Annotated in this window: 14 protein-coding genes; 11 read left to right on the top strand and 3 right to left on the bottom strand. The window is 39.7% G+C overall.

All coding sequences use genetic code 11. The annotated features are described in order from the left end of the window. Positions 1–97: 97 nt before the first annotated feature. Positions 98–1,033 carry a TMEM175 family protein gene (locus OMU_RS04510; RefSeq protein WP_016178787.1) on the top strand — a complete coding sequence of 312 codons (936 nt, stop codon included), beginning with the start codon at positions 98–100 and terminating at the stop codon, positions 1,031–1,033. Positions 1,034–1,143: 110 nt separating this feature from the next. Continuing rightward, positions 1,144–1,680 carry a hypothetical protein gene (locus OMU_RS04505; RefSeq protein WP_016178786.1) on the top strand — a complete coding sequence of 179 codons (537 nt, stop codon included), beginning with the start codon at positions 1,144–1,146 and terminating at the stop codon, positions 1,678–1,680. 257 nt (positions 1,681–1,937) lie between these two features. Here the strand turns inward: OMU_RS04505 and OMU_RS04500 are convergent, their stop codons facing one another. After that, positions 1,938–2,879 carry a magnesium transporter CorA family protein gene (locus OMU_RS04500; RefSeq protein WP_016178785.1) on the bottom strand — a complete coding sequence of 314 codons (942 nt, stop codon included), beginning with the start codon at positions 2,877–2,879 and terminating at the stop codon, positions 1,938–1,940. A gap of 230 nt (positions 2,880–3,109) precedes the next feature. Between OMU_RS04500 and OMU_RS04495 the strand changes: the two genes are divergently transcribed. The 6 genes from OMU_RS04495 to OMU_RS04475 are packed head-to-tail and all read left to right on the top strand — an operon-like array spanning position 3,110 to position 5,901. Further along, positions 3,110–4,000, top strand: coding sequence for an SDR family oxidoreductase (locus OMU_RS04495; protein WP_016178784.1), 891 nt, complete (start codon positions 3,110–3,112; stop codon positions 3,998–4,000). Between the two features lie 13 nt (positions 4,001–4,013). Next, entirely contained in the window at positions 4,014–4,145 is a 132-nt protein-coding gene (locus tag OMU_RS23865; protein ID WP_016178783.1) for a hypothetical protein, read from the top strand. 41 nt (positions 4,146–4,186) lie between these two features. Beyond that, positions 4,187–4,759 carry an alkaline shock response membrane anchor protein AmaP gene (amaP, locus tag OMU_RS04490; RefSeq protein ID WP_016178782.1) on the top strand — a complete coding sequence of 191 codons (573 nt, stop codon included), beginning with the start codon at positions 4,187–4,189 and terminating at the stop codon, positions 4,757–4,759. Positions 4,760–4,816: 57 nt separating this feature from the next. Continuing rightward, positions 4,817–5,017 (top strand): DUF2273 domain-containing protein, encoded by a 201-nt coding sequence (locus OMU_RS04485; protein WP_016178781.1) that lies wholly within the window; start codon positions 4,817–4,819, stop codon positions 5,015–5,017. Between the two features lie 44 nt (positions 5,018–5,061). After that, on the top strand, positions 5,062–5,637 hold the full coding sequence (locus OMU_RS04480; RefSeq protein WP_016178780.1) for an Asp23/Gls24 family envelope stress response protein: 576 nt from the start codon (positions 5,062–5,064) through the stop codon (positions 5,635–5,637). 18 nt (positions 5,638–5,655) lie between these two features. After that, a complete protein-coding gene (locus tag OMU_RS04475) occupies positions 5,656–5,901 on the top strand; it encodes a GlsB/YeaQ/YmgE family stress response membrane protein (protein WP_016178779.1) in 246 nt (81 codons plus the stop codon). Between the two features lie 435 nt (positions 5,902–6,336). Here the strand turns inward: OMU_RS04475 and OMU_RS04470 are convergent, their stop codons facing one another. After that, positions 6,337–6,666, bottom strand: coding sequence for a hypothetical protein (locus OMU_RS04470; protein WP_016178778.1), 330 nt, complete (start codon positions 6,664–6,666; stop codon positions 6,337–6,339). 236 nt (positions 6,667–6,902) lie between these two features. Here OMU_RS04470 and OMU_RS04465 point away from each other — a divergent pair, with 236 nt between their 5' ends. The 3 genes from OMU_RS04465 (at position 6,903) to OMU_RS04455 (ending at position 9,857) form a co-directional block, all read left to right on the top strand. After that, positions 6,903–7,397: an Lrp/AsnC family transcriptional regulator gene (locus tag OMU_RS04465; RefSeq protein ID WP_016178777.1), complete on the top strand. Its 495-nt coding sequence runs from the start codon at positions 6,903–6,905 to the stop codon at positions 7,395–7,397. Beyond that, positions 7,394–8,557 carry an aminotransferase class I/II-fold pyridoxal phosphate-dependent enzyme gene (locus OMU_RS04460; RefSeq protein ID WP_016178776.1) on the top strand — a complete coding sequence of 388 codons (1,164 nt, stop codon included), beginning with the start codon at positions 7,394–7,396 and terminating at the stop codon, positions 8,555–8,557. The genes OMU_RS04465 and OMU_RS04460 overlap by 4 nt, the downstream gene beginning before the upstream one ends. Positions 8,558–8,738: 181 nt before the next feature. Beyond that, positions 8,739–9,857 carry an AI-2E family transporter gene (locus tag OMU_RS04455; protein WP_016178775.1) on the top strand — a complete coding sequence of 373 codons (1,119 nt, stop codon included), beginning with the start codon at positions 8,739–8,741 and terminating at the stop codon, positions 9,855–9,857. A gap of 261 nt (positions 9,858–10,118) precedes the next feature. Here OMU_RS04455 and OMU_RS04450 read toward each other — a convergent pair whose 3' ends face one another. Next, positions 10,119–11,519: an amino acid permease gene (locus OMU_RS04450; RefSeq protein WP_016178774.1), complete on the bottom strand. Its 1,401-nt coding sequence runs from the start codon at positions 11,517–11,519 to the stop codon at positions 10,119–10,121. Positions 11,520–11,787 lie beyond the last annotated feature (268 nt).

Here is an 11,787-nt window from a genome sequence, read left to right as displayed (position 1 = left end):
TAAGTATCACTAGAGCAAAATCTTAGCTCTCCTTATTATTATTCTTTTAAAGTCATTTGGTATATGATAGGTCACAGATACAAAAAGGGGTGGAATAATGAAGGAGCGTGTTGTCGTCTTTGGCGATGCGATTATCGCGATTATTCTGACGATCATCGTTTTAGAATTACCGATTCAAACAGCGGCGAATGGTGCTGTGGATCTATATTCATTATTTAGAGCAGTGGGAATCTATTTTATCAGCTTCTGCTTTGTGGCAAATCTGTGGTTTCAAACGGGTTATGCTTTTAATAAAATCAATCAGGTAAAGAATAAGGATTTAGTTATTTATTTACTGTTGCTATTTTTCTTATCATTGGTACCATCTGCGACGCGTTTGCTGATCGAAGATACGACGAAGCAGACTCTTTTGATTTATGGCGTATTGACGCTGATCGTCACGCTAGTAATGCGGCGTTTAATCGTAGCCCTAACAGGACAAGCGATAAAAGATCAGGAGCAACGCAAACGACGTATCAGCGAGTTGAACAAACAAGATATGCTTTCGATCGGATTTCGGATCATCGTTTTGATTTTTGGGATGATTTACGTTAGACCAACGTTGATCGTCTATTTAGTTCTACCAATCTTGGCATTTTTGCAAAATATCATCGATCGCGAAGAGGATAGCTTAATTGCGACATTGGACGAGGAACAGCAGGTGGATTATTTTCAGGATCGGAATCAGGTCTGGGGCAACTCGATGCGTCGTTATTCAAGTTTACTGCGGGATTCTATGAAGGGCGATGATGCTCAAAATCCTGATCGCTGGCGGCAGGTCATGTCAAACTGGGAAGAGCATGTGACAAAAGAAATCAATCGACGCAAGCAGAATCTTTCGTCAATGAATGAACATGATAAACGCCGCGCCGAAGCAGAAATCAATCGTTTAGAAAAACAAAAACAACGGATAGCCACGCAGAAAGCTATGACCGAACGGCGTTTCAGTCAGCAGAAAGAACAGGAATTAAATCTTCCCAAAAAAAGAAATTAATTGTCAAGGCGAAGAGCAGATGAGCTTTTCGTCTTGGTATTTTTTTCACTCCGAGCTATAATGAGGTATAAATATCGCAGGAGAGCTAGGTGAGAAGGATGTCCTTAACCATGATCGAACACCCAATCAAAATGTATATTCGTCGGGATCTGGGAATCACTGTCGAACAATTCGGCAAGCTCGCAGGTATTCCGCAATCAACCTTAGCAACATGGATCAAGCGCGAACGGCGAGTCGAAAAATTGCCCATTGACTTCTACAGCGCTTTAGCTACCGTTCGCAAACAGAAAATTGAAACCGTATACGGCGAATTATTAGAATGGCAACAACGCTACGATCGTTACAAACAAGAGAGTCTGCAGGCAATCGCAGAGGAACAGCCCTTATTCTCCTTAGCCGCAGAAGAGGGGCGGACGATTTATCGAATCTATCGCACCAATCAAATGGAGAGCCAATTGCTAGAACCGGCTAGACGTCTAAGAAAAGCCATCGATCAGCTGAATGCGCAAGCATTTATTCAAGTCATGATCGAGATTTACGGAACGGTCGAGGTACCGATGCCGACCTGGATCGTAAAATCCTTTAATAAAAGTGAACTGAAGGAAATCGGTCAGGCGTTTTATAATGAATTATTAATAAAGGGTTAGACTTCGGTTTATTTCCAAAGATGCTTCTTTTGGAATGACGAATACTCGAAAAAAAGAGTGTGACAATTACTTTTGTCGCACTCTTTTTATGCATTTCATTACGGCTATACTGATTGTTTCTTTTTAGTTACTCGAACGATGCCCCAAAGCAAGTGCTTCTCTCCAGTTTAAAAGACGAATATAGGATTTTGAAAATAAAAACAACACGAAAAATATCAGCTATTCCTCCGAAATTGCTCCTTTTGATGAAGCAAGTGTTATTTTGAAAAATCCTTTCTATTTAGATGAACCGCAACGATGATTGCTAAAAGCACCGCGACACCTACCACCATAAAGAAACCAATGCTGGAGCCTTTTCCCGGCAAGCCGCCTGTATTCATTCCCCAAATTCCAGAAATTAGTGCGGGGATGGAGATAATCAAAGCGGCAGAGTCTAAATATTTCATCAAGTGGTTTAGATTATTGTCCATCATGTCAGTGAATAATCCGCCGACTGTCTCTAACAAATCACGATAAATATGGATCAGTTTTTCAGCATGCTTTTGATGAAGCTGAATATCATAAACCAATTTTGAATCATTCAAGTCCTGAATGAAGGATTCATTTTCCCACAGTCCGTTTAACGTACTTTTTTGATCAGCAAGAGTGTGATCGAGGTACACGATTTTTCGCTCGGTATCTGCTAATTTAAACAAAGCGTCATTTTCGGTCGTTTTTCTTGCTGCAACGTCCAATTCATCAATATCCTTCTTTATCTCTAACAATTCTTCAATATAGTGAGTATAAAGCATATAAATGCCATACGAAATGAGTTCGGCAAATGTATGAATTTTCTCATGATATTTTTCAAGTAGACGATCAATAAAGGTCGATTCTTTCCCTACGTGGGTGATGAGCAGCGAATCAGAAATGATAAAAATAAGCGGCTCAAGTCGTTCTTCTATTTGCTCTTTCTTTTCAGCGGATAAATTAGTCACTCCCAAAGCATAGCTGTTATTCAGCGCAGTATTTTCTAATGGCTCCAATCGAGAAACCTCTTCTGCATGGTTGCCTCCGACAAAAATATTTTGTGGCAACCGATAATTTTTAATAATTTCTTCTTGTTCTTCCTTCGTCGTATCCTTTAAAACAAGCCAGTTACCTTTACCTGGAGAGACTTCCTGGATATGTTGGTTACTGATCTCAAAATGTTGAATCACGTCATTCATCCTTTCAAAAAAATGATATACATTTATTTTTTACTAATAAATAGTTGGAATAAAGCAGAGGTTATTTCTAATAATTACCCCTGTTAATTTTCTATAACTTATCCTTAATATATTGTCAATTAATAAGCTTAAATAATGTGAATTTGAATATTTTGAGCGAAATATTTCAAAAATAGAATAAAACACGTTACGATATTATTAGAAAGTGAGGAAGAAAAATTATGAAACCAATTTTGAAAGACCCTAGAGAATTATTTTATGGGGGCTCGTTTGAGAAACAGGATCAGAACACTCCCGCACTACAAACCAACATGAAGCCACAACCAGATTGCGGAGAAGAAAGCTATGTTGGTAATGGAAAATTAGAAAATCGCAGAGTATTGATTACCGGAGGCGACTCAGGAATTGGTCGGGCGGCAGCGATTGCTTATGCTCGAGAAGGTGCAGATGTAGCCATTCAATTCTTTCCTGGTGAAGAAGAGGACGCCCAAGAGGTCGCTAAGTACATTGAAGAAGCTGGAAGAAAAGCAGTATTGCTTCCTTATGATTTACGAGATGACGAAGCGCCTAGTGAGATCATCAGAAAAACAGTCGCAGAATTAGATGGATTAGACACACTTGTGCTAAATTCTGCTCAACAAATTTCTCAAGAATCGATTGAAGAATTACCAATTCAGCAAGTAGAAGATACGTTCAAGGTAAATATTATTTCGATGTTTGCACTCGTTCAGGAAGCTTTACCGCATTTACCTGCAGGCAGCAGTATTATTACAACAACTTCTGTCCAAGCTTTCAATCCTAGTGATCACTTGATGGATTACGCAGCAACGAAAGCTGCTATTGCAAACTTCACAGTTGGCTTAGCACAACAATTAGCTAAAAAAGGAATTCGAGTAAATGGTGTTGCGCCAGGTCCAATCTGGACTCCACTTCAATTAGATCAAGGCCAACCTAAAGATGCACTACCGGAATTTGGTCAAGATTCATTGCTAGGACGGGCAGGGCAGCCAGCAGAATTGGCGCCAGTGTATGTTTTCCTAGCTTCAAATGATGCAAGCTATGTTACTGCTCAGATTTATGGTGTCACTGGAGGAGAAGCGATCAATCTGTAAGGAGGGATACGCGATGCTACATTTAATCGAGGCAATCGGGATTTCGTTAATTCTAAATTTGATTTCTTTATTGTTTAAACGCAGACAACCGGCTTTTGCATTGGCACGTGTGAAAAAACAGACAGGAACGGATCGTTACCGTTAAGTAATTAAACAAGTCGTTAAAAGTTTTTAAGGAGGTGCACTATGAATCGTGGAATAAAAGCAATTGGGATCATTCTTTCATTGATTTTGATGTCCGTGATGCTGATGGTTATTGCCATCAGTTCACCCTATTTGAATCTTCCATTTGGCATTGGACGTGGAGAGTTTTTAAGAAATTCATTGGCAAATTATTACTTCCGCCAATACCTATTTTGGATCGCTCTAGCTGTTACAGTTATCTTGCTTATTGTGATTTTAGTTCTGATCTTTTATCCAAGAGTTAAACAAACATTTGTATTAAAAGAAGACAAAGGACGTTTATCTTTAGACAAAAAGGCAATTGAAGGTTTTGTTCGTTCGAAACTACGAGGTGTAGGCTTTGTTTCATCTCCTGACGTTAAGGTTCGAGCAACCAAGAACAAGATTAAAGTGAAAGTGAAGGGTCAGCTGACTCGAACATCATCGTTAATTGGGAAAACCAATGCGCTAATGACAGAAATTCAGAATGACTTACAAGAAATTCTTGGCAGTCAGGAAAAAATCAAAGTGAATGTTGCCTACAAGACATTTGATGAAGAAGAAAAAAACACCGCAAATCAATCACGCGTACAATAACAAAGAACGATTCATTTAATTTTTAGGAATACAGGACGACAGTTAGGAGGGAGACAGATGGAAAAACTTATCACTCAATACAAGCTCCCAATGATCTTCGGCGGATTAGGCTTGATTCTGGCCATATTATTTGTCACGCTGGGATTTTTCAAGACACTCTTGATCGTTTTATTAACAGCGCTTGGCATTTGGCTGGGAAGCTATTTAGAGCAAACCGGCATGATGGACAGCTTTTTCAGTCAACGAAAGAACAATTAATGATTCAATCATCATACAAACAAACTCTATAGGAGGAATTTATAATGGAAAATTACAACAAAAACGGAATGGCCGCAGGCGTTCATACAGATGCAGCAAAAACAAATAACACCGTAAACGTTAAAGGCGAATTAACCTATGACGACAAAGTGATTCAAAAAATCGTCGGTACAGCAGTAGAACAAATCGATGGTCTATTAACAGTCGACGGTGGATTTTTCTCTAATATTGCTGAGAAATTAGTCAATACAGACAATGTGACTGCCGGAATCGAAACAGAAGTCGGCAAAAAACAAGTCGCTGTTGATATGGATGTCGTCATTGAATATGGTCGGGATATTCCTAAAATCGCAGATCGAATCAAGGAAGTTATCCATGATGAAGTGGAGAAAATGACGCATCTTGACGTGATTGAAGTAAATATTAACGTTGTCGATATTAAATCAGAATCTGAATATCAAGAAGACAGCGAAACGGTGCAGGACAAAGTAACAAGCGCCGCAAAAACAACTGGACAATTTGCTTCAAAACAAACAGACAAAGCTAAAAGTGCCGTCAATCGCGGAACAAACAAAGCACAACAAAAAATTGAAGAAAATCGTGAACCACGAGTAAAATAATCAAAGGAGTGAATTAACATGGGTTTATTATGGTCATTAATTATTGGAGCAGTAATCGGAGCAATCGCTGGAGCGATCACAGGTAGAGGAAACAGCATGGGCTGGATCGCTAACATCGTAGCCGGCTTAGTCGGATCAGCATTAGGTCAAGCGTTACTAGGATCATGGGGGCCTTCATTGGCTGGCATGGCACTGGTACCGTCGATTATTGGAGCAGTCATTCTGGTCTTGATTGTGTCATTTTTCTTAGGAAGATCAAAATAGATCAGTGATGGTCCACAAAGTCTCAGACAACGTTACGAACAACTAACGCAGGCATCAAAAAGAGACGTGATAGAACAAAAGAAATAAGGATGAATATCAAAAGAGTGTTTCCTCCGAAGAAGTTTTCTTATATCAACACAGATTCAGTATCAGCAGCAAGCTAAGGAGTATGGATTTTTTAATTCCACAGAGAGTGCTGTTGAAAGCGAATCGAATGATTTGAATGATAAAAGGACTTCCTGTCGTTAACTTATGAACGATGGGAAGTCCTTTTTTGGTGAAGCGGGAGTCATAGTACGGAAAACGAACTGAACATATAAGGTAGTTAAGAAAAGCGAACTAATTAAAAGCATTGTATAAAAGACATCTAGTTTGGTGAAAAAAGCATCAAAGGTGTAAAAAAAGAAGCGATGATTCGCTTCTTTAGAGAGTTAATTATAATTCTTCCTTGACTGTTCTGGTGATTTTTTGCAGTTCATCGGTCATTTGACCAGAATGTTTGATGATATCTGATACGCGCAGGAAGCTGTTTTTATACATTGCCACTTCCCGGAATTTCTTATATTTTTCTTCGATTTCATTAAAGGTCGCGGCTTTACGGGCGTCATGCTCGACCGTTTCCGAGCTATTTACATAATGCATCCCTAAAAATGAGAGGGCATCATTGATTCCATCTAAAAATGCCTCGTACTCCTCTTGGCGAATCTTGCCGTCAGCCAAACGCTGCCTCTGTTTTTCAATAAACATCTCAACTACTTGTTCCATTCCCAATCCTCCTGTCTTAACGCATTTTACTTGTTGCTCATCCAGTTTATTGTACTATGAAAAGGCTCACTTGTGTTATAAAAAAATAGAATTTTTTTGAGTGAATTGAAAAGATAATAGATTTTAAATTATCAAAGGGAATTTTCGAAATAGTTTGACAGTTTTTCTTTTTTTGGGAATAATAAACAAAAGATTAAAAATAGCTAATAAATTGTTAAATTGAAGGAGACGTTCATATGGAACAAAATAAACGCAAGCAACTATTGAAGCTGATCGAATCCGATTGTCGATTAAGTATTGAAGAATATGCGGTGATGCTAGGCGAAGATGAAGTGATCGTTTCTGCTGAAATCAAACGAATGGAACAAGAAAAAATTATTTGCGGCTATCGGGCTCTGATTGACTGGGATAAGGTGGAGGATGATTGGATCGAAGCTTTGGTTGAGGTCCAAACAATTCCTAAAGGTGAAGAAGGCTATCGCGAGATTGCGGAGCGTGTTCGGAAGTTTCCTGAAGTCAAATCGTTCTTTTTCGTCAGCGGCGGCTTTGACTTTATCTTACTACTGCAAGGACGCAACATCAAAGAAATCTCAAAATTCATTTCTACTAATTTAGCATCGATTCCTGATGTTTCAGGAACACAGACGCATTTCTTGCTAGACAAATACAAGGAGTGGGGCGTCGACATGTATCAGGATGACTCCGATCCTAGAATTCAGGTGAGCCCATGAGAAATTTTTTAACGAAAAAAATCACGGATATTCAACCTTCTGGTATTCGAAAATTCTTTGACATTGTTTCTGATCAGCCGGATGCGATTTCCCTTGGTGTCGGCGAGCCGGATTTTGATACGCCTTCTCATATGGCTCAAGAAGGGGTCCGTTCGATCCAAGAAGGGCGGACTTTCTACACGGCTAACGCGGGACTGATCGAGTTGCGGAAAAAAATCAGCGAGTATTTGCTTTATCGCAACAAGGTTCAATATGATCCGAAAACGGAGATTGTGGTCACAGTCGGCGGCAGTGAGGCGATTGATATGGCATTGCGGATTTTTGTTGATCCAGGAGATGAGGTCATCATTCCTCAGCCAAGCTTTGTTTGCTACGAACCGATTACCCAGATTGCAGGCGGAAAACCAGTGACGATTGACTTACAAGCTGTGAATCAGTTTATGCTGACGCCAGAAGAGTTAGAGAACGTTATTACTGAGAAAAGCAAGATTTTGATTTTGTCTTATCCTAATAATCCAACGGGAGCAACGATGGATCGCGAAGCGTTGATCAAGATCGCCGATGTTGTGAAGAAGCATGATTTATTAGTCATTACGGATGAAATTTATGCGGAATTGGTTTACGACGAGCCTTTCACTAGTATTGCGGAGCTTCCGGGAATGCGCGAACGGACGATTATTATTAACGGTTTTTCAAAAGGCTTTGCGATGACTGGCTGGCGTCTGGGCTTTATGGCTGGTCCAGAAGTATTTATGGACCAGCTGCTGAAGCTGCATCAGTATACAATCATGGCAGCGCCGACAGCGAGCCAATATGCGGCATTGGCCGGTTTGAAAAACAATTGGCAGGAAACCGTTGAACCAATGCGCTTGTCTTATGAGGAACGTCGAAATTATCTGCATCATGCGTTGGAAAAGATGGGGCTGCCTTGTTATAAGGCCAAGGGGGCGTTTTATCTCTTTCCGCAGGTTAGTCAATTTGGCTTGAGCAGTGAAGAATTCGCTCTGCGCCTATTAGATGAAGAAAAGCTGGCAGTGGTTCCCGGATCGGCCTTTGGAAAAAGCGGTGAAGGATTCCTGCGGCTATCGTATGCTTATTCGATTTACGAATTAAAAGAAGCAATTCAGCGTCTAGAGCGTTTTGTGATGCGATTAAAATAAGAGTAAGGTTAGGAGCGAAGAAATTCGCTCCTTTTCTAATGCGAATGTTAGCTAAAAGCGATTAAAACGTCGGTTTATCTAAAATTTCTATTTATTTTTAACAAAAGCGTTCTTGGGATTCCTCATAAATGATAAGATGAAGCCATATCCTGGGGGATAAGAATGTTTTAAGGAGGTTTTTATGCTGTCACGTTTCAAACAATCAAAGCTGTTCTTTTGGACTGCCGAGATTGTCTTAACGATTATCGGGATTTATTTTTTATTACAAATGCCGAATATTTTTAAACCAGTCGTGGGAATGGCTTCTGCGATTTTGATGCCGCTTTTGATCGCGGGTTTTCTTTACTATATGTTTGATCCGATCGTGGTTTTTCTGGAGGAAAGAGGGGGGCTGCCACGTGTGGTTGGTTTTCTTGTATCCTTTATTGTGATTGCGGCGATTATCGCGCTGATTATGATGAACGCTGTTCCGAAAATGATCGAACAAACCGTTCAACTTACGCAAAATCTACCTGTTTATGCAGAGGAATCAGGTCGTTGGATTAATGATTTAGCTAGTCGAGATGAATTTAAAAATTTCAATTTGGAAGAACAATTGGCTTCAGCAAACCTGACGATTACTAAACTGATCAACCTTGCGATTGTCAGTGTGACCTCAAGTTTGTCACGAATCGTTGGTTTGGCGATGAAATTCTTTGTTCTCTTGTTCACCGTTCCATTTATTTTGATTTTCATGTTTAAAGACGGGCATAAATTTTTGGATGCTGTGTCACAATTTTTTCCTATCACCATTCGTAAAGAATTACGTCAAACAGTGCGCGAACTGAATGAAACACTTTCTGCTTATATCAGCAGCACGGTTTTAGATGCCTTTATTATCGGAATCTTAAGCTTTATCGCGATGACTATTTTTAAACAGCCATATAGTTTACTGTTGGCGCTTTTTTGTGGGATCACCAATATCATTCCTTATGTTGGTCCATTCATCGGGGCAGTTCCGGCAGTGATCGTTGGGCTATTCATTTCACCGCTTCAAGCACTGTACATGGGCATATCCGTTCTGGTTATTCAGCAGTTAGATGGGAATTTGATCAAACCGCTATTGTTCGGTAAGTCGTTGAATATTCACCCATTAACGATTATATTAGTTTTGATCGGTGCCGGCAGTGTTGCAGGAATCGTGGGCATGCTGATTTGTATCCCAGTGTATGCGGTGATCAAAACCTTGATCATCAATCTTCACAAAATTTACCAGCTACGCCGCGAAAGTAACTTGTTTAAAGACGGTGGAGAGGGTTAGTAGCAAAGAGAACCATCATCCAAAATGCTGGATGACGGTTCTTTTTTTGACTATAAAGAAAGTATAAACTTTTTACATGAATAAATCGATTTACAGCAGGTATATCCATGTCCGGCTTCGCGAACTAGCTTTCTCGGCAATAAGCAAAAATATTTCGAAATTTGAGAAGCAATTTAGAAATATTTTGGTCTTATTGCTCAAAAGCTGAGCGAGTTCGCGAAGCCTTTCTTAATTTTTATAAGATAGCAATAGAAAAAATAACTAATTCTGATCTAGATCGTCAGAATGATGCAAAATTTTACCAAATATCGGTTTATTTCGTTCGAATTTGAAATGGTAAATCACTAGAAGACCGATAAACCAAAATGGAGAGAAAAGCAACGCTTCCCGTGTATCCGAGGCAAGTGCCAAAACGAACAGGACAAAGGCTAAGAAAGCAAAAATCAAATAGCTTGAATAAGGAAAGAACGGTAATTTAAAGGTACTTTTGGCTGCCAATTCGGTCTTTGTTTTACGATAGCGCATGTGAGTAAAGACGATCATTCCCCAAATAAAAATAAAGCAAATCGTAGCAATCGAACTGATTATGGTGAAAATATGACTAGGTACGAAAAAATTTAAGAGAACCGCGATAAAAATGACGAGCGTTGAGAATACTAATGCACTACCTGGAACACGATTACGTGTCAGCTTGGTAAAGCGACTAGGCGCGCTACCTTCTTGAGCTAATGAACGGACCATCCGACTGGTACTGTAAATGGCGCTATTACAAGCAGACATGGCGGAACTTAATACAACTAAATTAACAATAGATGCTGCCGCAGCGATTCCAATCTCAGAAAAGACCTGAACGAAGGGACTTTGGTCTGCTGATAAGCTTGACCAAGGGTAAATCGACATAATCATAAATAATGAGCCTAGATAGAACAAAATGATTCGCAGCGGAATGGTATTAATCGCTTTTGGCAGCACCGATTTGGGATCAGCGGTTTCGCCACCGATCAAACCGACCAGTTCAACCCCGCAAAAGGCAAAGGTTGCCATTTGAAAGGAGAGAATAAAGCCGCTTGCACCTTTTGGAAAGAAGCCGCCGTGATGCCATAAATTTCCAATATCAACGGGACCAGCACTTGTTTTGAAGCCAGTAAAGATCATAAAAGCACCGGCGATAATCAATGCAATGATGGCGACGACTTTGATCAGAGCAAACCAAAATTCCAGTTCACCAAAAAGACCAACAGCAACTAAGTTCAATCCTAATAGCAAGATTAAAGCAATGATTTCCGGCAGCCATTGAGGGATATGGGGCAGCCAATAGCTCACGTATAGCCCCGTTGCTGTTAGATCAGCCATCGCGATTGCGATCCAACAAAACCAGTAAGTCCATCCTGTGACAAAGGCAGCCTTTTTCCCTAAGTAGCTAGCGATAAAATCTAAAAATGAATGATAATTTACGTTTGATAGCATCAATTCACCTAAAGCGCGCATGATTAAGAAAATAATGCAGCCGGTGATTGTGTAGGAAAGAAGAATCGAAGGACCAGTTAATTGAATGGTTTTCCCCGAGCCAAGAAAGAGCCCAGTGCCGATTGCTCCTCCAATTGAAATCAATTGAACATGCCGATTTTTAAGTCCTCTGTTCAATTCCTCATGTGTTTCCAATAAAATCAGTCCTTTTTTTAAGAATAGTCTGAGTTTATCAAAAATTGTGAAATAGGTTAAAGAATATCCTTTGAAGTAACAAAGCGGCGAGAAGACTCTAATAATTCAAAAATAACAAAAAAGAAAAAGACTTGTTAAAGATTTTGCGTTAAGCTGTGTTTGGAATAGCTAAAATGCTATAATATTAAGAAAATTGTGTATCAATACCAGCTTAGTACTTCAACACGATAGCTGGGTAAGAAAAATTGAACATATAGAAACGAATGAG

The sequence above is a fragment of the Enterococcus avium ATCC 14025 genome (assembly GCF_000406965.1).
Lineage (GTDB): Bacteria > Bacillota > Bacilli > Lactobacillales > Enterococcaceae > Enterococcus_A > Enterococcus_A avium.
Note: the sequence above shows the minus strand (reverse complement) of the source record. Positions and strands in the feature narration are given on the sequence as shown.